The sequence below is a fragment of the Bacillus sp. SA1-12 genome, assembly GCF_000981385.1.
In the GTDB taxonomy this organism is placed as follows: domain Bacteria; phylum Bacillota; class Bacilli; order Bacillales; family Bacillaceae; genus Metabacillus.
The window spans coordinates 1-25,383 of sequence record NZ_LATZ01000010.1 but is presented as its reverse complement, the minus strand read 5'-3'; the positions used below and the strand labels follow the sequence as shown (position 1 = coordinate 25,383).

28 protein-coding genes and 1 riboswitch are annotated in these 25,383 nt (G+C 36.5%); of the genes, 8 read left to right on the top strand and 20 right to left on the bottom strand.

From position 1 onward, the window contains the following. Window positions 1-134 precede the first annotated feature (134 nt). The 6 genes from WQ54_RS08825 to WQ54_RS35225 form a co-directional block, all read right to left on the bottom strand. Window positions 135-1,055 (bottom strand): phosphatidylinositol-specific phospholipase C/glycerophosphodiester phosphodiesterase family protein, encoded by a 921-nt coding sequence (locus WQ54_RS08825; RefSeq protein ID WP_084821910.1) that lies wholly within the window; start codon window positions 1,053-1,055, stop codon window positions 135-137. 33 nt (window positions 1,056-1,088) lie between these two features. Continuing rightward, window positions 1,089-1,811: a twin-arginine translocase subunit TatC gene (gene tatC / locus WQ54_RS08820; RefSeq protein ID WP_046515130.1), complete on the bottom strand. Its 723-nt coding sequence runs from the start codon at window positions 1,809-1,811 to the stop codon at window positions 1,089-1,091. 83 nt (window positions 1,812-1,894) lie between these two features. After that, the gene (locus WQ54_RS08815) at window positions 1,895-2,092 is read right to left on the bottom strand and encodes a twin-arginine translocase TatA/TatE family subunit (RefSeq protein ID WP_046515124.1); all 198 of its coding nucleotides are present in this window, start codon (window positions 2,090-2,092) and stop codon (window positions 1,895-1,897) included. Between the two features lie 339 nt (window positions 2,093-2,431). Next, a complete protein-coding gene (locus WQ54_RS08810) occupies window positions 2,432-4,075 on the bottom strand; it encodes a PhoX family phosphatase (RefSeq protein ID WP_046515120.1) in 1,644 nt (547 codons plus the stop codon). 528 nt (window positions 4,076-4,603) lie between these two features. Then, window positions 4,604-5,572, bottom strand: coding sequence for a S8 family peptidase (locus WQ54_RS08805; protein WP_046515117.1), 969 nt, complete (start codon window positions 5,570-5,572; stop codon window positions 4,604-4,606). Between the two features lie 153 nt (window positions 5,573-5,725). After that, window positions 5,726-5,857 (bottom strand): hypothetical protein, encoded by a 132-nt coding sequence (locus tag WQ54_RS35225; RefSeq protein WP_269431556.1) that lies wholly within the window; start codon window positions 5,855-5,857, stop codon window positions 5,726-5,728. A 409-nt stretch (window positions 5,858-6,266) separates the two neighbouring features. Between WQ54_RS35225 and WQ54_RS08800 the strand changes: the two genes are divergently transcribed. Continuing rightward, on the top strand, window positions 6,267-6,590 hold the full coding sequence (locus WQ54_RS08800) for a hypothetical protein (protein WP_156177833.1): 324 nt from the start codon (window positions 6,267-6,269) through the stop codon (window positions 6,588-6,590). A 91-nt stretch (window positions 6,591-6,681) separates the two neighbouring features. Further along, on the top strand, window positions 6,682-7,761 hold the full coding sequence (locus WQ54_RS08795) for a sorbosone dehydrogenase family protein (RefSeq protein WP_046515115.1): 1,080 nt from the start codon (window positions 6,682-6,684) through the stop codon (window positions 7,759-7,761). A gap of 77 nt (window positions 7,762-7,838) precedes the next feature. Here the strand turns inward: WQ54_RS08795 and WQ54_RS08790 are convergent, their stop codons facing one another. Then, complete coding sequence (locus WQ54_RS08790; protein ID WP_046515112.1) at window positions 7,839-9,026, bottom strand: PLP-dependent aminotransferase family protein; 1,188 nt, start codon at window positions 9,024-9,026, stop codon at window positions 7,839-7,841. Between the two features lie 504 nt (window positions 9,027-9,530). Here WQ54_RS08790 and WQ54_RS08785 point away from each other — a divergent pair. Then, window positions 9,531-10,187, top strand: a complete 657-nt coding sequence (locus WQ54_RS08785; protein WP_046515109.1) for a TrkA family potassium uptake protein — start codon at window positions 9,531-9,533, stop codon at window positions 10,185-10,187. Window positions 10,188-10,255: 68 nt separating this feature from the next. Here WQ54_RS08785 and WQ54_RS08780 read toward each other — a convergent pair whose 3' ends face one another. Further along, window positions 10,256-11,083, bottom strand: coding sequence for a glycerophosphodiester phosphodiesterase family protein (locus WQ54_RS08780; RefSeq protein WP_046515107.1), 828 nt, complete (start codon window positions 11,081-11,083; stop codon window positions 10,256-10,258). Window positions 11,084-11,651: 568 nt separating this feature from the next. Between WQ54_RS08780 and WQ54_RS08775 the strand changes: the two genes are divergently transcribed. After that, entirely contained in the window at window positions 11,652-12,407 is a 756-nt protein-coding gene (locus WQ54_RS08775) for a LysM peptidoglycan-binding and 3D domain-containing protein (RefSeq protein ID WP_046515104.1), read from the top strand. Window positions 12,408-12,536: 129 nt separating this feature from the next. Here the strand turns inward: WQ54_RS08775 and WQ54_RS08770 are convergent, their stop codons facing one another. Continuing rightward, window positions 12,537-13,163, bottom strand: a complete 627-nt coding sequence (locus WQ54_RS08770) for a metal-dependent hydrolase (protein ID WP_046515101.1) — start codon at window positions 13,161-13,163, stop codon at window positions 12,537-12,539. Window positions 13,164-13,315: 152 nt separating this feature from the next. Here WQ54_RS08770 and WQ54_RS08765 point away from each other — a divergent pair, with 152 nt between their 5' ends. Next, window positions 13,316-13,645: an MGMT family protein gene (locus WQ54_RS08765; protein WP_046515098.1), complete on the top strand. Its 330-nt coding sequence runs from the start codon at window positions 13,316-13,318 to the stop codon at window positions 13,643-13,645. A 51-nt stretch (window positions 13,646-13,696) separates the two neighbouring features. Here WQ54_RS08765 and WQ54_RS08760 read toward each other — a convergent pair whose 3' ends face one another. Both WQ54_RS08760 and WQ54_RS08755 read right to left on the bottom strand, forming a co-directional pair. After that, window positions 13,697-14,026, bottom strand: a complete 330-nt coding sequence (locus WQ54_RS08760) for a hypothetical protein (RefSeq protein WP_046515096.1) — start codon at window positions 14,024-14,026, stop codon at window positions 13,697-13,699. 117 nt (window positions 14,027-14,143) lie between these two features. Then, window positions 14,144-14,347, bottom strand: a complete 204-nt coding sequence (locus WQ54_RS08755; RefSeq protein WP_231597481.1) for a methionine aminopeptidase — start codon at window positions 14,345-14,347, stop codon at window positions 14,144-14,146. A gap of 588 nt (window positions 14,348-14,935) precedes the next feature. On the opposite strand from WQ54_RS08755, the gene WQ54_RS08750 reads away from it, so the two are divergent. From WQ54_RS08750 to WQ54_RS32520, 3 genes are all read left to right on the top strand, one after another. After that, on the top strand, window positions 14,936-16,105 hold the full coding sequence (locus WQ54_RS08750) for a glucose-1-phosphate adenylyltransferase (RefSeq protein ID WP_046515093.1): 1,170 nt from the start codon (window positions 14,936-14,938) through the stop codon (window positions 16,103-16,105). Window positions 16,106-16,638: 533 nt separating this feature from the next. Beyond that, complete coding sequence (locus WQ54_RS08745; RefSeq protein ID WP_046515091.1) at window positions 16,639-16,824, top strand: hypothetical protein; 186 nt, start codon at window positions 16,639-16,641, stop codon at window positions 16,822-16,824. Window positions 16,825-17,098: 274 nt separating this feature from the next. Next, a complete protein-coding gene (locus tag WQ54_RS32520; protein ID WP_046515088.1) occupies window positions 17,099-17,191 on the top strand; it encodes a YjcZ family sporulation protein in 93 nt (30 codons plus the stop codon). 155 nt (window positions 17,192-17,346) lie between these two features. Here the strand turns inward: WQ54_RS32520 and WQ54_RS08735 are convergent, their stop codons facing one another. From WQ54_RS08735 to WQ54_RS08690, 9 genes are all read right to left on the bottom strand, one after another. Beyond that, window positions 17,347-17,754 (bottom strand): disulfide oxidoreductase, encoded by a 408-nt coding sequence (locus WQ54_RS08735; RefSeq protein ID WP_046515085.1) that lies wholly within the window; start codon window positions 17,752-17,754, stop codon window positions 17,347-17,349. A 9-nt stretch (window positions 17,755-17,763) separates the two neighbouring features. Beyond that, complete coding sequence (locus WQ54_RS08730; protein ID WP_046515082.1) at window positions 17,764-18,447, bottom strand: DsbA family protein; 684 nt, start codon at window positions 18,445-18,447, stop codon at window positions 17,764-17,766. Window positions 18,448-18,487: 40 nt separating this feature from the next. After that, window positions 18,488-18,874 carry a DoxX family protein gene (locus tag WQ54_RS08725; protein WP_046515080.1) on the bottom strand — a complete coding sequence of 129 codons (387 nt, stop codon included), beginning with the start codon at window positions 18,872-18,874 and terminating at the stop codon, window positions 18,488-18,490. A 170-nt stretch (window positions 18,875-19,044) separates the two neighbouring features. Further along, a complete protein-coding gene (locus WQ54_RS08720) occupies window positions 19,045-19,893 on the bottom strand; it encodes a M56 family metallopeptidase (RefSeq protein ID WP_046515078.1) in 849 nt (282 codons plus the stop codon). Beyond that, window positions 19,893-20,312, bottom strand: coding sequence for a BlaI/MecI/CopY family transcriptional regulator (locus WQ54_RS08715; protein ID WP_046515075.1), 420 nt, complete (start codon window positions 20,310-20,312; stop codon window positions 19,893-19,895). Before WQ54_RS08715 ends, WQ54_RS08720 begins: the two co-directional genes overlap by 1 nt. Before the next feature lie 157 nt (window positions 20,313-20,469). Next, on the bottom strand, window positions 20,470-21,888 hold the full coding sequence (locus tag WQ54_RS31830; RefSeq protein WP_052737717.1) for a PAS domain-containing sensor histidine kinase: 1,419 nt from the start codon (window positions 21,886-21,888) through the stop codon (window positions 20,470-20,472). A 259-nt stretch (window positions 21,889-22,147) separates the two neighbouring features. Further along, complete coding sequence (locus WQ54_RS08705) at window positions 22,148-22,849, bottom strand: TerC family protein (RefSeq protein WP_084821921.1); 702 nt, start codon at window positions 22,847-22,849, stop codon at window positions 22,148-22,150. Window positions 22,850-23,077: 228 nt separating this feature from the next. Then, window positions 23,078-23,178: riboswitch (yybP-ykoY riboswitch) on the bottom strand. 302 nt (window positions 23,179-23,480) lie between these two features. Continuing rightward, window positions 23,481-24,841, bottom strand: a protein-coding gene (locus WQ54_RS32515) for an IS3 family transposase (RefSeq protein WP_156177831.1) whose coding sequence is annotated in 2 segments (ribosomal slippage) — window positions 23,481-24,385 and window positions 24,385-24,841 — 1,362 coding nt in all. Because the reading frame shifts where the segments join, the coding sequence is not laid out codon by codon here. A 164-nt stretch (window positions 24,842-25,005) separates the two neighbouring features. Beyond that, window positions 25,006-25,140 (bottom strand): BA3454 family stress response protein, encoded by a 135-nt coding sequence (locus WQ54_RS08690; protein WP_046515064.1) that lies wholly within the window; start codon window positions 25,138-25,140, stop codon window positions 25,006-25,008. Window positions 25,141-25,383 lie beyond the last annotated feature (243 nt).

The following is a 25,383-nucleotide window of genomic DNA, read 5'->3' as shown; positions in this document are numbered from 1 at the left end:
TTGTTCATTTTGTACATGGGTTGATTGAGTAAGCACAACGTCCTGAATGGGATGCTCTGAAATCATTTGTAGAACAATGGAGGCTGTCTCAAAGGGGTCAGACCCTTCCTGAGACAGCCTCTATTACAGATCGTTTATTCATTTTCATTAGTGCTTCCTTTGGTTGTACCCCAATTAATAACTGGTTCAGATGGATTTGGATCATGTTTCATAAGGAATGTTTGTAAGCCTGCCAAGTCATCCGTGTTGATAAAATCTACACCTGCGTTCAAAAGTTCATGCCAGATTGATTCCCGCTGAGGAGAAGCAATATCAGGTGTTGCCCAGAATCGAACTTTTTGTCCGTTAGCATGTGCTGTGGAAACAATGTCGTTTAACTTCTCTTTTTCTGATTCAGGCATCTCACCGACACCAATCCATGTGAAATGCTTCGTCCAATTATCACTTATAATCGGCATAAATTCATTTGAGGCATCTGTCCCAAGGTCGCTCATTCTCCCGTCATAAGCTGTATATCGAACAGTCTGGTTTTCCATTAGATCGCGAGGGCGATTTCCTGAAATATAAACGGTTACTGCACCTGGTTTCACACCTGAAGGAGTAAACTTTGTCAGCATTTCTTGATAAGCCTGAAGCTGCTTATGAATAATACGGTAAGTGGACTCTCCTTCTGATTTAATATCAATCCAAAGAGTAAATTCATAGCCATAGTCGGTGTAAACAGATCCGTGGTTACGTTTCACTCTTTCATTTAGCTGGTCTAGATAAAGAGATTTTAAGGTACGGTCAGGACTCACATCCTCTTTATCATGTGCCACAAGCAATTCTCCATCGACAAGCCATACGTCTGCTTCAACACTTGTAAACCCATGATCTAAAGCATCCTGTAACGGACGAGTATGTTCATAATCATTATGAGCGTGAGCTTTTGCCAGAGGTATAGCTGAAACTTGATCCGTTTGTTTTTGATGGTTTACTGCCGCTGCAGATCCTTCAGTGAACGGTGCCACAAACGCCGTGATGATTACAGTAACCAATAACAACCATTTTTTCATTGTGTTCTTCCTCCATTGTACTTTTTTTCTAGATTAAACTGTCAAGACAAGCTTTTGTTTTCGCCGATAAACTACTTTTGATAATAGGACACTACATTCGTATAGAAATAGAAGCGGGATGACGACAATAACGTCTGAAACAAAATCCGGCGGAGTGATAAGAACGGCTGTTAAAATAAGGGCAAAATAAGAATACTTTCTCGCCTTTTGTAATCTGTATGGATTTAACACCCCAAGGCTAGTTAAAAACATAATAATCACCGGAAGTTCAAACAGAAAATCAAATGGGAGAATGATATGAATCATAAATTGAAAATATTTCTCTGTTGTGAAAAAGGTCATAAACATATTTTCTGATAGGGATAACAAGAAGTTAAATACCGTTGGGAAAATAACAAAATATCCAAAAGAAATCCCTGCTATAAATAGAAGAAACAAAGCTGGAATATACGCGAGCGTTACTTTCCTTTCCTTCACATTTAATGCTGGCCGAACGAAGAGCCAGGTTTGATGCGCTGTAATCGGGATCGTACCAGCAATAGCGATGATTCCTGCCAGCATAAAATACACCCATAAAATGTCACTGGGACCTAAAATGGCAAGCTTCATTGGTAAATCCTGAATCAACAAACTGTATATATCCTGTACATAGATAAAAGATAGGATAAATAAGAGAATAAAACTACCAAGTACGATCAGCAGTCGTTTTCGCAATTCACTTAAATGATCAATAAGATTCATCTCAATATTATCCATTATTTACAATCACCTTCTTGTTGATAAAAAGGAGATGCTAGTATGAAATAGCTACCAACATCTCCTCTTTTGAAAAATATTTGTTAAACGGCCTTCTGTTTTTTCGCTTTCTCTTCTGAACTCTGTTCATCGTCTGAAACTAGTTCACGAGTTGATTTTTTAAATTCTCTTAATGTTGAACCAAAAGCACGGCCTATTTCAGGCAATTTGGATGGACCAAAAATAATTAAGGCAATGACGAGAACGAGAATTAATCCTGGAATTCCTATATTCTGCAACATGAGCATTCTCTCCTTTTGTTACATCGCTTTTTTAGCTGCTTGTTTCCGCTGGGATATAAAATTGTATAACTTAAAATTCGCTTGCTTTGAACAAATTCGGCATGTAAAATTTCTGCTTTGCTCCTCTGGTATTGGCTGTACATGTGGAAGATGGATCATTCGCAAGCCTTTATTGACATGATTTTTACAGACGAGAATCACGTAACATGCACCTTCCTTAGCTAATGGAAATGAATGAAGGTGCAAGCGAGCGTACCCGTCTGCATCCTTCTATTCAGTTAAGTAGTCCGTAGTTCACTAGCTTCTTTACTTTAAAACTATTTTTTGATTGAAAACTTATTATTTGAATGATCCGCCTTGAACAGCTACCAAGCAAGAACGGCCAAATTTGTAACCTGGATATGGATTCCAAGTAGAAGGATGCTGTACATCCAAGAATAAAGTACGTTCATCTGGTGTTAACCAAGGACCCGTTACTTCACAGCCTTGTGGGCCTGAAGCAAATTGGAACGGCTCGCCATAATTTTCACCATCGGTCGGAATCATGAATACACCGCAGTTTTTATAGTCTGCATAAACATTCTCTTCAGTTGCGGCATAGTCCTCAACTACCCACAGATTTCCTTCACTATCAAAATGAAGATTATCTGGACAAGTAATGCCGCTTTCACCACCGCCTGCCACAAATACTTGGAATGTAAACTTATCACTTCCATGATCACCATCAGCAGGAACAAAACGAACGATTTGGCCATGAAAATTTCCGTGTCCAGTATTGTTTGTCAATGATAAAAATACACTTCCGTCATGAGGATGAATTTCTACGTCTTCTGGACGGTCTAATTTGGTTGCACCAACAGCAAGTGCTGCTTCACGCGCATGTGTTAAAACATCTGCCTGGCTGGTAAAGAATTTTTTACCGTCTTTTACGTAATTTTGTAACTTTGTATTTGTTGCATAATCCAGAGCAACCCATGCCTGTTGACCAAGGTTTGCCACATATAATGTTCCGCTTTCTAAAATATCGAAATTGGCTGCACGGTTGTTTCGATTGAATTTTTTGCTGCTAATAAATTTATAGAAGCATTGATCTTGTGAATCATCCCCCATGTAAACGACAACTCTTCCATCATTTGTAAGTCCCATTGCCGCATTTTCATGCGCAAAACGCCCAAGAGCGGTATGTTTTCGAACCGGCGCTTTCGGATTAAATGGATCTACTTCCATAACCCAGCCATAATGCTCATTTGTAAAGTTCGGCCAGCCATAATCGTCTGCATATTCCGTATTTTCTTCACAAGAAAGAGCAGTATTCCAAAGAGTACGCCCGCCACTGCAGTTTCCAAGTGAGCCCTCTACCGTTTTTGCTCCATTTACTGCACTGCTTCCAGCTGCAGGACCAGTTAATTGAATAGGAGTTGTCCCATCTACACGGCGGTTATATTGATCATCCTTCACTAACTTCCATTGGCCTTTTTCTTTTTTTACATGAATAACAGATCCGCCAACTGCTTCTTTTTGCATAGCTAATAACTTAGGATATTTGCTAAGATCCGATTTTTTATATGTATCTTTGTTAATCCCTAACATTTCTAAATAGTTATCTGGTTCAGGGAACTCATGATTTACCCATATTAATCCCTCTTCCGAATTATTTCCGCCTTCTAAACTATCAATTGGGAAATAAACAGTAAGGTCTGCTGCGTCTCCAAACTTCTCTCCTTTTGAATTAATCACATCACCATATGAAGCAATGATGTTATAGTGATAGCCCTTTGGAAGTACGAGGTCATTTTCCCATGTGCGTCCAATTTCCTTAAAAGGAGCTGTAAGAGATTTACCTTTTCCTTTAGCTTGTCCATCCATTAAATGATTTGCGGTCAACGCATCTGCTTTATGTGCCAATACTCCTAAGCCAGAAGATGCAGCTACTAATGCTGCTGTACCGCTTCCCACATAAGTTAAAAATTTACGACGATCCATCGATTCACTCGCTCCTTCAGTGTAAGTAATAGTTTGATATGCTTATATAAAAAGTTTATTTATGTAATATTAAGCGAGTATTAACAAGGCTTATAGTCTTTGTAAATTGCTGTAATTCAGGAATATATACTTAGAATGAATTTTGAACCTCCTCCTTTTTTCACACTCTAAAAGAATTTTGTCGAATACGATGCGAGATTTGTAGTAATTTTTCGAATGTAGATAAATAGGGGCAGGAAAAAAGTAACAGTCGAGTCTTTTTATTTTTTTACAGAAAATTAAAATGACCTTAATAAATTAACACTTTGATCATCTTCAATTAATAAATAAAAAAAGAAGAAGGAATTTGGTGAAATGAGGAGAGAAAAGATACGTGAAAGGAGTTACCTCTAGACAGAAAAGCAAGACGTAGGGAGGCTGTCCAAAGGACCAGACCCATTTGTGACAGCCTCTAAAATTTGTTTGGTATATCTTTTGTTTGAGGGAGAATATTATTTCAATTTTGATGTTCTCCCATTACTGTGAGTGTTAGTTTGCGGCAGCTGCTTGATGGTTCTGTGTTGCGGAGAGGATGCCGGGTGCTAAATGTAAAATCCCATTTCCTTGAAAACGTCGGCTGTATTCCAGTGAAATGGTTCTTTTAATAAGCTGTGCATAAATTTCTGGCTCTGTCAGCGGACGCTCAAACTCTTTTTCACATTGCTGAATAATGAGCGCTGCTGCAGCGGAAACATGAGGCGTTGCCATCGAGGTACCAGATAAGACAGCAAACCTATTGTTCAGATAGGTTGATAGAATGTCTTCCCCAGGTGCAACGAGATCGATTTCTTTATTGGTATTACTAAATTCGGAAATTTCCTTTTGCAAGTTAACACTTCCAACTTGGACGACTTCAGGATATGCCCCTGGATAGGCGTGTTCATCTGTATCATTTTTTCCATCGCCCTCATTACCTGCTGCACAAACAACAAGAATATGTTGATCGACCGCTTCTTTTATTGCTTGATGCAGATCAGGCTCATTGTCTTTTCCTCCTAAGGACATTGAGATAACACGTACACGTTCACCATTAGGTCCCTTCCAATTTGTAGCATAGCGGATCCCTTCTATAACCCATTTTGTATCTCCGTAACCTTGACCCGCCAATACTTTTAAAACAAGAACCTTTGCCTTTGGTGCTACTCCGATTACTCCGGAATCATTTTCTTCGGCGCAAATGGTTCCACATACATGAGTACCATGTCCGTTATAATCAATAAACTTTTTCGGATCGCCATGATCGTCTGTTGTAAAATTATAGCCATCAATAATTTGATTTTTTAACTCTGCATGGTTAGAATCACAACCTGTATCAAGAACCGCTATGACAATGCCATCGCCTTTAAGCCCTTCCTCCCAAGCAGCAGGAGCACCGATTAATTCAATACCCGGTGGAATAACATTTGTGTCTTTAACGATTGTTTGAATGGTAAAAGGAATTAAACCTACTTTACTCATGTGATTCCTCCTAAAAGTTTATTTAAAAGCGACATAATTCCATATATCCCTAAGTACCATGAAAAAAATTTGCAATTTTTTTGAATTTTCCCTCATATTTTGTTTAGATTTGTATTATAATTTACTCGTAGCACATTTTTTTTGGCGGTTCCCTTAAGGGAATCGTCTTTTCTTTTTAGGTTTTCTTCTTAACTCATCGATATTTTTTAATCCAAGTGTGATGGAAGAGAAAAGTGTGGCAGCAGCAACTAACAATTTAATAAGAAGCTCTAACCACTCCAACACAATTATCACCTCCTTTTTACAAAAATAGCCCTACACAGCAATGGGTTGACTGGTAAGGCTAGTAAATATGAAACAATTAATATCCTTTGGGTACTATAAGGATAATTATGGAATATATGTCTCTTCCATTGTACCATGTCCAAGAAGATTCGGCATTAATATTATGAATTTTCATACAATTATACCGTAAATTGGATACTCCACGATTAGCTACCACTTACTTAATTCCTATATTAAAAAAGCGGACTAGGTATTTATTCACATATATTTTTTCACACCCAAAAATCTAATCACATTATGTCACCTTATAACCCCCATAAAATAAGAGTTTTTTCATAAATAGTGTATTAGATAATGGATAGTCATCTACTATAGTACAAAACGAATAAGCTGCTAAGGAGAGGTACAATTGAATTCATATGTTAAAGATGCTCTATTAGAATGGAAGGAAGAAATGCTGCAGCAAAAACGTGAAATTGATGAGGAATATGAAAAGATTAAATGTGACCTTCAGCTCTACTCCTATAAATCCGGGATAACTAAGCAAGTCATTCAATCCACAATAAATGATGAGATCATTACTAATATTAAAACAGCATATCATATTCCTTTTGTAGAAAAATATGAAGAACTGAAACAATATATAAAGGAATTAGAAGAAAAGCGAAAAGTATACCAAATGTTTGTGGAAAAAATTGAAAAGGTAAGCGAAACTGAGGATAATGAGGCTTGATTCTCATTGATGCATTGGTTTAAATTTTGATTCTCTTTCCCATACTTGTTACTATAAATACAAATAATTTCCATTGATGGGGAGAGAAACAATGTATAAAATATGCATTTTGCTTATACTATTATTATTGTTTACTGGCTGTTCATTAGATAATGCTCAAAAAGAGACAAAACAGGATCAAGAGGTTGAAGAAGCGGTTGCAGGTTCCATGGAAATCATCGCGACCAATTTATCGATCCCTTGGACAATTACAAAACAGAATGACATGTTCTACATGACTCAACGTGAAGGGAAGTTAGTCGCAATTAACCAAAAGTCAGGAAGTGTGATTCCACAGAAGTTAACTCTCACTAAAGCAGTTCTGCATGATGGTGAAGGCGGACTTCTCGGTTTTGTGCTAGCCCCTGATTTTAAAACAAGCCAGCAAGCTTTTGCCTACCATACATATACACAAGATGGACAGACAAAAAATCGCGTTGTGATTCTTCAAAAGAATGAAAACACGTGGACTGAGACAAAGACACTATTGGAAAAAATCCCAGGCGGGCGAATTCATAATGGCGGAAGAATGCGGATCGGTCCTGATGGAAAGCTTTATGTGACTACCGGAGATTCCGGAGTTGCAGAGCTATCACAGGATCGGAACAGTTTAGCCGGAAAAATCCTTCGCATGAATTTAGATGGATCAGTTCCAGGAGATAATCCATTTCAAAACTCCTATATTTACACATACGGACACCGAAATCCTCAAGGACTGGCTTGGGATGACAAGGGGAATCTATATAGTTCTGAACATGGTCTAAGCGCTCATGATGAAATTAATCTTATTAGACCTGGCAGTAACTATGGCTGGCCGGTTATTCAAGGCGATGAAGAGTCACCTGGCATGGTGAAACCAATCTATCATACTGGTAATATTACATGGGCACCATCTGGAATTGACTATCATGATGGAAAACTTTATATTGCAACCTTAAGAGATTCCAAAATCCGCAGCTATGACATAACCTCTGAGTCAGTCAGCATTGTACATGATAAGAGCGGCAGAATGCGCGATGTATATATTGAAGATACTCAATTGTATACAATTACGAATAATCGTGATGGCCGGGGGACTCCACAGAAAGATGATGACAAATTAATAAAAATTGAACTTTCTTCTCAAGAGTAATACTGAATACTTTTCAGCGGAAAATGCAAAAATGAGGAATCGCATAGCGGATTCCTCATTTTTTATTCTAACAGATTTTAAACAGTTATTGGACTTAACAATACATCAACTAATCGATCCATACCCAATTTTATCTTTTCAGGTGTAGAATGACTAAAGTTTAATCGGAAAGTATTGTACTTAGGCTGATTGACATAGAATGGGGCACCAGGTACAAAGGCAACACCTTTTTCTACCGCACTTTTGAGCAAAGTCGGTGTATTTAAATGCTCCTGCCCTTCTACCCACAAAAACATTCCGCCTTTCGGCTCTTTCCACGTAAATATACCTGGTTCCAATTTATTTAAATAATCCTTCATTATGATCATTCGATTATAATATTCCGTCCTCAGCGTTTGAATATGGCCTTCGAGGTTAAAATCGCGTAATAAAAAGTATAATGCTTGTTGATCAAGTGAACTAGAGTGCAAATCTGCCATTTGCTTTGCTTGTGTCATCATTTTAATAATTGGTGAAGGACCTGTAACCCAGCCTGTTCGTAAAGCAGGAACAACCGATTTAGAAAAAGTGCTTGTGTAAACCACATGGCTTTGGTCATGATCAAATGAAGCTACAGAAGGATATTCTTCCTCTTCATGGAATTGGATATCTCCATAAGGATCGTCCTCAAGGACAAGTACCCCATATTCATAACAGAGATTCAACAGCTGCTTTCGCCGTTCTGTACTCCAAACCTTTCCGTCCGGGTTAGAGAAGGTCGGAATAATATAAATAAATTTTGGACGATGTGCTTTGATTTTCTCTTCTAAATCCTCATACTCCATACCATATTCATCACTGCTAACCGCAACTACCTTTGCTCCATAGGAACGAAAAACCTGCAAGGCAGACAGATATGTAGGATCTTCCGTTAGTACAACATCTCCAGAGGATAGAATAACCCTTGAAAATAAATCAATTGCTTGTTGTGATCCAGTCGTGATCAGCATGTTTTCAAGCTCCGTATTTATTCCTTTTCCAGCCATTCTTGCTTGAATCGCCTCTCTAAGAGGTTTAAATCCTTCTGTCAGGCCATATTGCAAACTTGATTTTCCCGATGCAAATACCTTATCATAAGCAATTTGAACATCAGCTAATGGAAATAAATCTTCAGATGGCAATCCTCCTGCAAAGGAAATCACGTTCCCTTGCTGAATAACAGCGAGAATGTCTCTAACAGCTGATGATTTATAATTCTTGGTTTGTTCAGAAAATGAGTAATCCATAAAAAATCCCTTCCTCTTTATCTAAAGTAATTATTCACTACAAATAAGTCCGAAAAATTCAACGTATTTATAATATAAAAACAGAAAATTTGCCGCATCATCATCTACATATCATATACCACACACTATGGATCTATCAAGTATTTAAACTAAATATTCAGAAAACTTTAACATTCTATTCAAAATTAGTGCATGATCCCAATCATATAATTCCATACACTTTGCAGAAAGGAATCATTGTTTATCCCCCTTCATTTCAGGAAATATAAATAAAGTGAGACTTCCATCAGGGGGAATTTTTTCATCCCGCTGATGGTTAGCGAAACTTATCACGCTTTTAACGCCACGTACTCGCCTGACTTGGACAACAATCCTTCGTCGGATCTTTACGGGCAGTTTTCCTTTACACTCCTTATACTTTTCTAAGATTTTGACTGCCCCTTAAGATTGAGGAAAAAGATCAGGGTTGATTGGTTAATAGCATTGGTGGGAGTGAAATGAGAAATGACAACAAAACAATATGCTGTTATTGGTCTTGGAAGATTTGGGACAAGTGTTGCTCGCAGATTATATGAGGCTGGACAAGAAGTTCTTGGTATTGACATCGATGAAGAACGAGTCGAGGATGCCAGTCTTTATTTGACACATGCTGTTATTGCGGATTCAACGGAAGAAAAGGCACTTACCTCTGTTGGAATAAGAAATTTTGATTGCGTCATCGTAGCGATTGGGGATGATATGCAAGCAAGCATTCTAACCACTATGCTTCTTAAAGAACTAGGTGTTAATAAAATTATCGCAAAAGCGCTCGACAAGCTGCATGGACAGGTGTTAGACAAAATAGGGGTCGACTTGATTATTTTTCCCGAGAGAGATATGGGAGAACGAGTCGCCAATCAACTTTTGTCACCTAATGTGCTAAACTATATTGAACTCTCTAAGGATTACAATATTGAAGAAATCATGATCCCTTCAAATATGGCTGAAAAGAGCCTGAGGGAGCTCGACATTCGTGCTAACTATCATTTAAGTGTTATTGCTATCGTTACAGAGGACAATATTACCGTATCTCCTCCTCCAGATCAGATTATTCGCCACGGAGATTTATTGGTGGTCATCGGTAAACGGGAAGATTTAAGCGATTTTTCAAACCTAGAATAACTTAATAAAGCATACATAAAGAGAGACCAGCTCACCATTGGAGCCAGACTCTCTTCTCTCTTTAAGTGTTAATTTCTAGGATCCACATAATCAGGATAATCGGTAATAATAGCGTCTACTCCCATTTCAAAAAGGAAATCAGCTGCCTCTTGACTTCGAACAGTCCAAGATGAAATTCCCATTCCCATTGAGTGAACTTGATTAACTAAATCCTTTGTCACAATTCCATAGTGTGGATTAAAGTAATCAGCATAGGTAGAAAACTCCTCTAAAGCTTCCTTTGTTGTGTCTGATGGCGAACCTGTTAAAACGCCGATCGGAACCTTAGGTAGCAATTTATTTGTAAGTTTCATAGATTCAAAGTTAAAGGATTGAATAATAATTTTTTCATTTTGCGGTTTATCTAGATTTCGTTCTTTTAATTCCTGAGCGACACTCTCTTCAATTCCCGGATAAAGCTCTGGAGCCTTTAACTCGATTAAAATTCCGATCTTACCATGATAGCGATCAAGAATTTCATCAAATGTCGGGATTTTTTCTCCAGTAAATTCCTCACCCTTCCAGCTTCCTGCATCAAGGCTTCTCAGCTTTTCAAATGTTAATTCGCCTACTTTTCCAGTACCATCCGTTGTACGGTCAACTGTCGTATCATGAATAAGAACCAATTCGCCATCCTTGCTTCGTTGAACGTCGATTTCGATATAATCAGCTTTCATTTCTACTGCTTTATCGAACGCAGCAATTGTGTTTTCCGGTGCATATGCTGAAGCACCGCGGTGTGCTACATTATCAACCTTTTTCGTATCCCCTGTTGAAACTTCTGCAAATGTTTCGTGCAACGGACTAAATAATAACGTAAATGCAATCGAAGCACCTGCTAATAATTTTCTGTTCATGTTTTACATCTCCTATCTAATTTGAATGAGTACGGATTTATTTTAGATAAGAAATATTGATCCAATATGTAATTTAAGTTAAAACAAATTATTGTTTTTGTGAATAAAAGTAGGATGAAGCTCTTATTTTTATTCACAAATATCTATCTTACTACTTTAAAGCTTAACTGCATAAAAACCAGGACAAAAAACCCATACCTCCCTTAAAAATATATAGTTACTTAGTTAGATCATCCTTGGATAAACAAGGTAAATCATCACGTATTGAAATTGGATTTTTTCCATCCTAATTTCTAATGAACTATTTATTATGAAGCATTTCCTTTTTACAGATCTGTTTTTCATTAAAAACTGGCATGGTAAAATTGGCTTGTAAAGGAGAATGATTCTATAATTTTACTTCTACTGGATAACCTGGATATAATTGGTTGAGTTTGTAACACTTCTATTACATGATTGTAATAACGTAAAGGAACTGTTAGGTGCTTGTCCTTTTTAAAGTAGCTTTTCATGTTAAGATAGGACTCATTGATTAGCATAATACAAGCTAACAAGGAGGACATTAAACATGAAAAAAGGCATAGTAACGTTTATCACAACGGCTGTATTTTCAGCAGGATTTGCTGTGAACGCTTCTGCTGAAGAAATAAAAATTAAAGAAGGAGACACTCTTTCAGAAATCGCGAAACAAAAAGAAGTGTCTGTTGCTGATCTTAAGGAATGGAACAACTTAACTGGGGATATTATTCACCCTAATAATACATTAGAGCTTCCAGAATATTATGAGATTGTGGAAGGAGACTCTCTTTGGGATATTGCACAGGAAAATAACTTAACTGTTGATAAGCTAAAAGATCTGAATGATATTGATTCACATATCATCCAACCTGGGGACGAATTAATTCTTAATGATGTTGATGCCACTAATGTAAAAGCTGCAAATAAGACAAAAGCTGCAACTAAAGCAAAACCAACAGAAAAAGTTGCTTCAGAGGTAGAAAAAGCCCCGGCAAAACAAGCAGAACCATCAGTTGAAAAAGAGTTAACTGTCACAGCAACCGCTTATACGGCAAACTGTGAAGGATGTTCTGGAGTTACCAGTACTGGTATTGACTTAAATGCAAATCCAAATAAGAAAGTTATTGCTGTTGATCCAAACGTCATTCCACTAGGTTCAAAAGTTCATGTTGAGGGATATGGCGAAGCGATTGCAGGAGATATTGGCGGAGCAATAAAAGGCAACAAAATTGATGTCTTTATCCCTTCAAAAGCAGACGCAAAAGAATGGGGCCGTAAACAAGTCGAAGTGAAAATTTTAAATTAAGCTAAGCTCTGTATGTTTCCAAAAAACAACAAAAGGGTAAGTTCCTCTTAAAACACCAATAAAATGTGTTTAAGGGGACTGACCCTTTTGTTTTTTGGGATACCTTTTTTGCTGCAAAATCAATATTATTTAAAATTCCTTTGAAGAAAAAGGCAAGAAAATTTTCACACCACGCTTATTAAATGGCAGTATTTTCATATCAGCAAGTAAATGACTGATATAACCTAAGAGACATGCTAGAAAAACACCTTCGATCGCAAGTGAAACTTCTAAGTAATAAGCAATAATGGCAACATACCCAATTCCTAAAAGCGAGTGAGTATAGCTCCGATGGGGAACAAAGGAAGCGATGATTACATAGATCCCTAATAGGATCAGCCACTTTTCAGATAAAAGCAATCCCCCTCCAAAAACACCTAAACCTGTCACTGTCAACATATGCCGCTGCTTAATGAATGAAGAGATAATGATAATCACAGCGCCAATGCTAACTCCCACCCACCTATTTGTACCCGTTTCTTCAAGAAGGATATAAACAATCATCATCAAGCTGATCAATTGCGCTACAGAACGAATTAACGTATGTGAAAATGTAATTTTATTGGTTAATTTGCCGTCGATATCCAAATCAGGCATTAATCCAGCCACACTGCCGATACCGATTAAAAGCATCATTCCAGCTGGCTCAGCCTGAACAGATTGAGCAGCAATAAAACCCACACCGGCACCAATTGTGGCATGTGCTGTTCCGTTCATGACAACCACCTTTTTCTATGTATTTTTGCATGTAAAATACAAGTATACATGAAAATAAGGAGAAAAAAGCAACTATTTTTTAACAAATAAGACTTTTATGATACTCTATTTTTAGAACATGAAACACTGCTTGATAGAAAGAGGTTGTCACCATGCTTTCCTTTACAGAAAGAGTCATTACGATCATCCAAAAAATTCCCCCAGGAAGAGTTATGACATATGGACAAATTGCCAAGATTGCCGGCAGTCCTAGAGGTGCGAGACAAGTTGTGAGGATCCTTCATTCCATGAGTGCCAAATATCAGCTGCCATGGTATAGAGTTGTCAATGCTAAAGGAGAAATTGCCTTCCATGATGAGGAAATGTTCTTGTCGCAAAAAGAGTTTCTTGAGGGTGAAGGAATTATTTTAAAACATAATCATGTTATAGACTTAACGAACTATCAATTTCACCCCTTACTTGATGATGAAATAATGAACTAAAACCCTTACGATTGAAAAAAGCCCTCATAAATAAGGGCTTTTTACATTGGATTATTCATCCTTGTTATTTTTATCACCAAGATCTTCTGCATCTTCTATAGGATCTTCAGGATCTGGAGCTGCATCATTTTCATCATCTTTATTCATCGTGTCATTTTTGTCAACGCCAGGAATATTTTCTTCTCCCTCGATTGCATCATCAAGGTTATTGTTGTCATTGTTGTTTGTTCCGTCGTCATTATTGTTTGTTCCGTTGTCATTATTGTTTGTTCCATTGTTATCCTCTGGCGGTGCAGGATCCAGGTCGGCATTATTACAGCCAACTGAAACGAATGCAGCTAATAAAATACTTATAAACATGAGTAACCATTTTTTCTTCATGGGTCAATCCCCTTTCATAATGTTTATGTAAATCATTGTTATCTTCCCCTGGACATAAGAAAATATGTATTAAAAACAAAAAACTTCTAACAAATGTCAGAAGTTTTTATCATCATTCTATTCGTTATTTTTCTCCCATTCGGAATATAAACCTGTACCGTTGCATGCGTGGCAATCAAAAGTATTCGCTGCGTAAGGACTCGGAATTGACGTAAATCCATTTCCATGACAAACGGGACATTTTCCAAGTTCCTTCATCTTTACTATATATCTTTCTTTATAAGCATGATACCAGCCTTTGATAAGTTTAACAATCTTCACTTGCATCACCTAAAGTTGTTTTCTTCAGTATATTCAGCTGCTGAGGACAAGGTGAATTTAATTTTACGAAGTTTCTCTAGATATAAAACTGCCATCTCATTGGGCTAACGTATGAAAATTCTAAAAGATCATTAAAAAAAGTTCGACAAATTCATTAAAATTCAAGTGAATTTCTACAAGATCGCCTTTAAAACGCCTGTAATTTCCCAATAATTCCCTTACATTTGTCGATACTCATCTAAAATAGGCGTAATATTTTGATTATTTTCACAGATGAATTTTGTTAACATAAAATCTGTTAATTCCTAAAAATCAGGACAACTCAGAGGAGGATTTCAATGGAGGACATTGTTTATTTAATAAAACAAGATGAGGAACATCATCAAGTTTCCCTCGATGATGAAGAGCTTGAGTACTTTTATAAGTTATGGGAGGAAGACCGCTTATAAAAGCTTGAAATAAATAGAAAAGGTAAAACACCCTGATCTCAGGATAGAAAATAAAAACATCTTATATCCTGAGTCACAGAGCATGAGTAAAACGTAATACTTTTACTTTTTTAAAAAGAAAACGATACCAGGAGGGACAATTTTGAAGAAACAATGTATTGCCATGCTTTTAGCTGGTGGAAGAGGGACAAGATTAAAAAACCTAACAGAAAATTTAGCGAAGCCTGCAGTTCACTTTGGTGGTAAATATCGAATCATTGATTTTACATTAAGCAATTGCAGAAATTCAGGTATAGATACAGTTGGTGTTTTAACCCAGTATCATCCTCATGTTCTACAAAGCTATATTGGCGATGGCAAGGAATGGGACTTAAGCCGAAGAGACGGTGGTTTAAGCATCCTCCCTCCATACCAGTGTGAAAATGGTGAAAGATGGTACGAAGGAACAGCACATGCTATTTATCAAAATCGACATATCGTTGAACAATATGACCCAGAGCATGTCCTCGTTATTTCAGGTGACCATATCTATAAAATGGATTACAGCAAAATGCTCGAGCATCATATCACTTCATCAGCAGATGCCACGATATCAGTCATTGAAGTCCCATGGAACGAAGCAAGCAGATTTGGTGTAATGAAAACGGAAAACCAAACAGGAAGAATAATTGATTTTGAAGAAAAACCTAAAAATCCTTCATCAAATTTAGCTTCAATGGGAGTCTATATTTTCAAATGGAAAACATTAAAATATTATTTGGAGCAGAAAGAAAAAAATCCATTTTCCTCTAAGGATTTTGGTAAAGATATCATTCCTGCCATGCTCCGAAACAACCTTAAGCTGGTAGCCTATACTTTTAACGGATACTGGAAAGATGTCGGAACCATTGATAGTTTCTGGGAAGCAAATATGGATTTGCTTAAAAAAGAGACAAACATTCTCCTCCATGATCAAGATTGGAAAATTTACACGGCTGGACAAACTCACCCGCCTCAATACCTTGATGCTGCTGCTAAAGTATCACAATCACTTATAAGCGAAGGCTGCGAAATCTATGGAACAGTTGAAAACTCTGTTCTATTTAGTGGTGTTAAGGTTGCGAAAGGAGCAACCATCAAGGATTCTGTTATCTTACCTAATGCAATAATTGGGAAAAATGCACAGATTGAAAAAGCTGTCGTCTGTCCAGGTATAAATATAGGAGATGAAGTTACCATAATAGCCAATGAGGCTACAAGCGAAATCACTTTAGTTGGGGGAAATATCGCAAAACAAAACATTGAGCGTGTATTATCAAGTGTTATTTAAGAACTAAAGCTCAGGGAGCGTTGAACAGCCCATGGTAAGGCAAATAAGACGATTTGGAATAGAAAGGGGTCCCTTTGCCTTCCATTCCAAATTGGCTTATAATCTTGAGGGCTAGGCGCTGACGAGACGTCTTGTCACACTAATTGCACTTGTACATCCCTTGCTTCTAAGCTGGATGTCGTTCGCCTATCTTCATTATTAAAAATTTAATAATATCCTAAACGACAAGACAGCAGTGCCTGTTCTCCTCCCAAGGAAACATGCACTGCTCCTTTTTGCTATTAGATAGTCTATTTTAAGCTCATTGTCCATTCCATTACTGCATTATGGAAAAATCACTCTAGACCTAAAGAATTATTGTTACATATAGTCGTTATTTGTTAAATAACCTCTAATTCTTTCCGATTATTATATAATCTGCTGATAAATGTAGATAAATTTTCTGTGCTACATGCAGGAAAACATGATTGTTTTCGAAAAATATTAAGGAGGACAAAAGTCTATCAAAAATGAAGGAAAGGTGGTCGTTGTTGGTGAGAGACGATTTGACCTTACAACAAATTGCTGAAGGTCTTCCGAAATCCGTTTTAAATGCATCTGACAAAGACTTGGAAGGATTCCAAAGAATCATAGAAGAAACAATTAAACTTCGTGAAGGACATAGAAATTTACAAAAAATGATTAAAAGTTTTTCAACTTCTGGAATTCAGCGCACTTAAGCAATTGAAGCATTTGTTTCTGTTTGCATTTATTACTAAGACTATTTCTTTCTATCATCTTAGGAACCCAAAGGTAGGTCTTTGATTATATCTCCTTTAGAAAAAGGGGTATAGTCAGAGACCTATACAAAAGGGTACCGAAAGATACTCTTTCATTCTACTCCTTTATAGAACCTATGAAACCGCCCGTTTTTCATTTCTCCATGCATGTACCTTACAAAAATATTCCCTTTACCATAAGATGTAGTATCTTTTACGTAAGGTGGTGAATCGTATGGGCAGAGATGGCGGCGGAATGGGTTTCGCATTAATCGTTGTATTATTTATCTTATTAATTATTGTAGGTTCAGCATTTGTTGGCTACTAACAACTAATCTCCTCTTTAAACCCTAGGTTTAATTAACATCATCTTATTTAAATCTATGAAAAAAGGCTGCCTCAAAACAAAAGGGTCACCTCAAAAGCACCAAAAATGGGTGGTTATTGGAGGAATTAGACCATTTTGAGGCAGCCTCTTTCAAATTAAGCAATTGATTTCTTTCTAAGCAAAACCATCATCACGGTAATGATTAAAAATGCAATGAAGGCTAAAAACGGGATCGTGATAAATCCCAGCAAATTAATATACTCACCTGAGCACGGAACTCCGCTTGTACACATTTCAAACTTTTGCACAAATGGTATTTTCTGCAAGGAATAATGATAAGCTGAAATGATCATTCCGAGAATCGAGAACGGCAACACATACTTATAAACGTTACGATCATTATTGTAAAATGCGATGCCTAATAAGAATGTTAATGGGTACATTAGAATTCGTTGATACCAGCATAGTGTACATGGGATAAAATGTAATACCTCACTAAAAAATAAACTTCCTAATGTCGCAAGAAGAGAAGCAATCCAGGAGATCAGTAATGATTTATTCATCTCTATTCACTACTCCCCTTGTGAAGCCTCTTCAACCATCGCTTTAAAGTCTTCATAGCTATTGCCTTCAAACTTTTTGCCGTTTACATAGATAGTTGGAGTACCTGTTATTCCAAGCTTATTGGCTTTCTCCATATCCGTATTCCAGGCAGTCTCTGATTCATTGCTTTTAAATGCTTGCACCACTTTTTGAACTTCTTCTTCTGAGACAATTTCCTTTAATGTATCTTCAAGAAAGGTTTCTGTAAAAACATCCATTCTTTCATATTTCAAGTCAGCTGGCTGTTTTGTAAAAAGAAGTTCATGGAATTTCCAAAACGTCTCATTTCCAAGTTCCTGGTAAACAGCCTCGCCAAACTTCGCCGACCGGATAGAATCAATGTTTATAAAGGAATAATTCATAAAATAAAATTTTGCTTCCCCTGTATCAATAAAATCCTGTTTGATCTGAGGCAAAAACGACTCATTAAAATTTTTGCAGATTGGGCATTTATAATCACCAAACTCAACGATTTGAACAGGTGCTGCTTCCTCACCCATAAATGGTTGTCCGCTGTAATCAAATGCTTCAACCTTTGTTGATGTATTGGTTAGAAAAAGCAATCCTCCCATACAAATTGCCAGCAGGCCGACAATCCAAAATATAAGTTTAGGGGACTGCGTTTTCGACTTTTTTCTTCTTCCTTTTGACATGTTTACACCTACTTGAATATTTGTCAGTACTATCTAGATCCTAGGCTGCTTCTTTATTTAAAAGCTTTGCATCGAGTGAGAATGTTGATTTCGAATTAAGAAACAGGAATAATGCAATGGCTGCATATGTAAGATCCAATTCATATCCTGTAAAACCTTCAGATAATTTCACCTTAAAAATCACTACCATCATAATGATAAAAAACAATGGGGTGATATAACGTGTGCCTAAACCCGCAATGAGCAGCAAGCCTCCAACTATCTCAATAACCGTAACAACATATGCCATGAATCCAGGGATGCCCATGCTTTCAAACCAGCCTGCCGTATTTTCGACACCACCTTGAAATTTTGTAAATCCATGAATAAAAAATGCTAATCCTAAATAAACACGCAAAATGAGAGTTCCGATTTCAAAAGACTTCATTTAAACTAGCTCCCTTCAGTTAGTTTTACAAGCTAAACACTACACTTCGTAGTGTTTAAGGGATAAAAAAAATGACATTCCTTTTTACCCATTGTATATATACACTACACATTGTAGTGTATATATACTTATTGGTCAAGAAAAAAATAATTGATAAGAAGCTAGACTCATTAAACAATATCCATTAAGACCATCATCACCATAATCATGTTGATGGAAATAAAAATCGATCTTGTTTGTAATTTGACAGGAATGGACGGCTCTGGCTCAATCAATTGCTTTATACGGTAATCAACCGTTCCTCCGGTAAAATGCACAAGAGCTGGAGCGGAGCTTCCTCCTATGCGTGTTTTAATAAGTTTAAGAAGTGCACTGCCTAACCCTAATTCAGATCCCATCCGCCTAACTGCATATTCATCAGCTACAAGTTCAACTAAAATTTTATAATTTTGATACGCCCATTTTGTAAGCGGAATATACCACATAACCTCAGAGATCAATTGTAATATAAATGTTTTGATAGGATCGAAGGATTTCTGATGAGCAGTTTCATGATAGACTACGGCAGCCAATTCCTCTTGATCCAGCATCTTTATTAATTCTGTTGATAGGACGATCGTTGGACTTGCAAACCCAAAGGTGAAGGCAACAGGTTCATTGCAGGTAATCACTTGAATATCCATTTTTTTTCGTTGAAAGCAATGATTTAAAGATAATGTAAGTGGTTCATTTTTTAACAAGGTGATTTTATTCTTAATCTTTTTTATTTCTATAAATTGATTAATCATTTTCTTGCAAATACTAAAAATCGTGAAGGCAATAAAAGAGTTAATAGCTAATAAAACAGAATGATACAAGAAGGTATTTCCCATAAATAAACTAATGCAGAACTGAAAGATATTCAGGTTAATCATTGTACCAAATACGTGATTAACCACATACATTCCCATTTGAGCACACATGATGATCCCAAGAAAAAGGCCTAATCCGAAAACAAATTGTGATTTATATCTCCACATTATTTATTTTTTCCTTTTTTCAATTGATCAATTTTTTCTTCCAAGCGAATAAGTAACTGTTGGTCTACCTCTGTTAGAGAATCAAGCATATGGTTCACAACTAGGCCTCCAAACTCATCTAATAGATTATCTGTAAGCTTTTTCGATTGCTCTTCAATAAATTCCTGTTTCGTTTTTACTGGCTTAAAGTATGACGTTCTTCCGACGGCCTTTTTTTCGATTACTCTTTTATCAACCAGCCGATTCATCACAGTCATAACCGTATTAAAATTTGTTGCTTTTTCTTTTTCAAGCTGTTGTTGGACCTCTTTAATACTCATTTCCGGTCCTTCCCAAAGAATATCCATAATTTTTGACTCTAAAGGACCAAAAAATCGATTCAATCCTACTTTATCAAACCGAAAGTTGTTTATGTTCATGTTTTTCACCTACCATTACATATTGTAGTGTAAAAAAGGGAATTCTTCAATAGTTGTAAACTTTGAAGCCGCTGATAAAAACGGATACTCAACAATGAAAGAATGGCCTCTATTTTTTATTCTCATATATAGATAGTCCCCTTCTCCCACACTATCTTTAAAGTTGTACAGGGAGAATCACATCAACAGTAGTCCCTTTGTGAACTTCGCTGCTTACTGAAATTCTCCCATTATGCTCCTCAACAATTTTATAGCAGACCATCAGCCCTAAGCCTGTCCCCTTTTCTTTCAGACTATAAAAAGGTTCTCCGAGATACGGAAGCCGTTCTGGAGAGATTCCGCACCCGTGATCAATACATCGAACTAAGACTTGGTCATCCTCGAACATAGTTACTTTAACAATCACTTCTCCGCCTTCAGGCATTGCTTCAATTGCATTTTTTATAATATTTATAAAGACTTGTTTTAATTGATTAGCGTCACAGTTAATCTCCGGAATGTCTTCCTCAAATTCTGTATTGATTTGTACATTTTTCAAAAGAGCTTCAGGCTGAAGAAAGGATGTCACACCTTTTAATAAGCTTTGTAAATCTCTAAGGCAAAATTTAACGGCCAATGGTTTAGCAACCGTCATAAATTCATTTGTAATCAACTCAATTCGTTCTAACTCGGCATGAATAATGTCCATATAAAAATCGATCTTCTCTGGTGATGATCTTATTAGTTTCATCAATCCTTTAATTGACGTCAATGGATTCCGGATTTCATGTGCCACTCCAGCGGCCATTTGACCAATAACGGATAACCGCTCCGTTTTTCGCAATAATTCTTCTGTTTTGACACGTTTTGTAATATCCCTCGAAAAGATTAACAACTCAGTAACACTGCCCTTTTCGTCTTTAACTGCCTTACCCACAGATTCAAACCAACTATAGCTTCCATCTTTTTTACGTATACGAAAGATACAGCTATTCAGATCAATGTCTTCCAGGATATTTTGATGATGTTCGGCAATCATGGCAATATCATCTGGATGAAAGATATCATAAGGGGACTTTTCCAATAATTCTTCGGGCTCATAGCCTAAAAGCAGTTTGCATGAAGGACTTACAAATTTGAAAATGCCATCTGGAGAGTGCCTGGCAATCATGTCAATTGAATGTTCGGTTAAGAGACGATACTCTTTATCGAATAAAATATGACTGTTGATTTCAACTAGATTGGAAACAAGCAAAAAGTGATTATTCTCTCCCGTTATAACAGTTGTAGATACTAGCATCCAAACATCATAACCTTTATGGTGGATAAAACGATACAAGCGAGGTTGATTCATGATTGACCCTTTTATAAGTTCTCCTACATGTTTAGTATGGTCAGGTAAACTGTCGGGGTGTATAAGTTTGGAAATGTTGAAATTTTTTAGTTCATCTTCATGATATCCAAGTATTTTACAAAGCGAATGATTGCTCTCGATCATCTTCCCATCTTCTGAAAACACAACTATTCCGGCAGAGTTGTGTTTAAATGTCTCATTGTATATAAGAAATTGATGCGACAACTTCCCATTCATACTCATCTATACTCCCCCCCTCATTCTCACCTTGTAATTTTTTTTGAATGACAAGTGCTAAATCCATTCTAAAACCGCAACTGAGACACCAAATTGAAATCGTTTACATTTTAATTCATAAGAACATAAACACCACTTAGTATCCTCTACTTTTTAAATTGCTTTAAGACTATTATACAAGAAATCATGTATTTCCCACAAAAGAATTCAGAAAATAAAGAAAAAACGCTCCCTCATTGGTAAGCGTCTTTTCTTTTAAACTATTTTAGTTAGAACCAGCCTTTAACAAGGAATCTTGTTCATCACTTTCAGCTTTTTCCTTTGCCATTTTTGTTTTTTTATATTTCCCTAACCCAATGACAGCAGCAATAACTAAAATTTCAAAGCCATATTTTACAAAGCCGTTAGCAAATAATCCGCTTAAGAAATGTTCTCCAACGATCATCTTAGCAGATGTCCAGGCTAATACACCGGCCCCAATTGTAACAATAATCGGGTAACGATCAATCCATTTAAGAATGATTGTACTTCCCCACATAACTACTGGAACAGAGATTAATAATCCAATGACGACTAGAAGCATATTTCCATGAGAAGCTCCTGCAACAGCCAATACATTATCCAGACCCATTAATGCGTCAGCGATAATTACGGTACGAATCGCTGCCCAAAAGTTATCCCCAGCCTTGACATCTCCGTGGTCATTGTCATCAACAAGCAATTTATAAGCAATAATCACTAGTAAAAGTCCGCCGACTAAATGCAGACCAGGGATTTCCAATAACCAAACGACAGCTAGTGTAGCCACAATACGTATCGCAATTGCTCCAAATGATCCCCATATAATTACTTTCTTTTGTTGGTCTTTAGGCAGGTTTCTTGCCGCAAGTCCGATTAGAATGGCATTATCTCCAGCTAAAACTAAATCAATCACTATAATAGACAAAAGTGCAGTGAGAAATTCCATTTCCATTTGTTCTACCTCCTAAAAAATATATTTTACTACTTTCAAATTCTTATAGAATCAAAAATAGTTTTAAACCAAAATCCAAAGCGCGACGTTAATCACCCTGGCTGTACTTGAACATCCTGTTCTTCGGAGCTGGATGTCGAAGCACCATCCTCAATACAGAGTTTCAATAACTTTCCAGGCAAAAATAAAGAGACCTTTGCCAAAATGGCAAAGGTCTCGCTAAGCACAATTTTATGCCAACAAAGCCGATGAACAATCAAGGTTCATGGAATGACGACTTTGTTTCAGGAATAATCCTGACGCTACTCCCCTTTACGGTGGAAGGTTATTACATATTCAAAAAACTAATTGTTATTGCCATTATACTTTAGTCTTGAAAATATGTCTATATTTTTGATTTATTTTATGCCTCAACATCAATAAAATGCTCTTTCCTTTGCATTATACCGACTATCAGGCTATAACCATTAAAGTTCTGAAAACGGACTTGTAAGATCGTTAAAAGATACCACCAAACAGATTCAACGTTTGTAAACAACCAAAAAGAATATTTCATCTAATATGAAAAAAGCTATCTCAAAAATTTTGCCCATTTGATCTGACCCAATAAAGTTAGACAAAAAGATTAGGCAGCTTCTAAGACCTGAGTCCGGTATTCTATTGGACTTAGGTCATTTAATTTTGCCTTCATTCGTTTGTGATTGTAATAATAAATATATTCTTCTAATTCTCGTTCAAAATGTTCCATACTCTCAAACTCTTGTAAGTAAAGAAGTTCCGATTTTAATAAGCCAAAGAAATTTTCCATGACTGCGTTGTCTAAACAATTTCCCTTACGAGTCCTGCTTTGACGGATACCATATTCTTTTAATTTATTTTGATACTTATCCATCTGATAATGCCAACCTTGATCTGAATGGAGGATGACCTTATCTCCGGGCTGTATTCGCTTCACTGCTTCATCTAACATCTCTCCAACCAGTGGATAAACCGGACGTTTCATTACTTTATACGCAATAATTTCTCCATTACATAAGTCTAAAATTGGAGATAAAAAACGTTTTTCTCCAAATAAGTGAAATTCTGTTATATCGGTTACCCATTTTTCATTCATATTGTCTGCGTGGAAATCGCGATAAAGTATATTAGGTGCGATATTACCTACTTTTCCACGATATGAACGGTACTTTTTCATACGCACTTCGCATTTTAAGCCCATCTCATTCATTAAACGATTAATGGTCTTTGGATCATAGTGAATGTTCCTTTTCGCTAATTCTTTGTGGATACGGCGGTAACCATAACGACCTTTATGCTCATGATAAACGGCATCAATAACTTCTTTTACACTCGCATATTTATCCTCTCGATTTAATTGTTTTTCCCAATAATAGTATGTACTACGTGGAATGTCAGCGACTTTAACTAATTCCACGATATCAAATTCATTCTTTAGCTCAAAAATTACTTGCGCTTTGACTTTGTTTGTAATTTTTCCTGTGCTTGAACTAAAGCGTTCAACTTTTTTAAGTAGGCGTTATCCATACGTAAACGCTCATTTTCAGCCTGTAGAGCCTCAAGCGATCCTTCAACTGGTAATTGTTTTTTAACATTAGTTTTTGTTTCTTTTTTCATGGATGATCGCCCCTTTTTCTTTGGATGTAGGGCATCAATTCCTCCAGTCTCAAATAACTTGCGCCAGTTTCGGATCAAGCCTGGTGAAGAAATATTGAAAATGGCAGCTGCGTCATAAGAGGATATACCCGTGTCTTTCATAAACTTGAGTACATTTAGTTTAAACTCTACAGAATAACTTGTATAGGATTTAATAAATGCTTCTAAACCAAATTGTTCATAAAGGCGTATCCATCCACTTAAGATAGGAGGACTAACATTAACTTCTTCCGCAACTTTATTAATACTTTCATTTCTTTTTAAATACCTTAATACAATTTGAATTTTTTCTTCCGTTGTAAATTTGGCCATTAAAACACCCCGTAAATGTTAGTTTGGTGTCTAACATTTACGGGGCAGATCAAGTTGGCACTTAGCTTTTATTTATCTTCAAATCATTGGTTTTGACCTATATGTATATGGCAAAAGGAGCATGTTTCACTTTAATCGGTGAAATTAATAACCTATGTTGTTGTTTAACCTGCCCATTGTTTCAAAATTTGCTCTTTTGCAATTTGATACACTTCTTCTTCTGATTTGTTTTTGTTAGCTATTACATTGGTTTGATAAATTTTCCCCTTGAATAATACATTAATTATATACTTGTACATTTTGGTCTTTCCCCTTCCTTTTTTTCTATATTGTAAATGTGATTTTTTAAGTTTTGATAGATTTTATGTAAAAGTTTATTAAAAAGTTTATCCCTCTATTTGATAACATGTTGCATTAGCTGAGTGTCAACCTAATCGAAACTTCTTACCTAGCTTAAAAGCTTTACTATCCTGTACCTAACGCGTATTAATATCTTGTATCAAGAATAAGCTAAAAATGTATTTTAAACTATTAAAATGTAA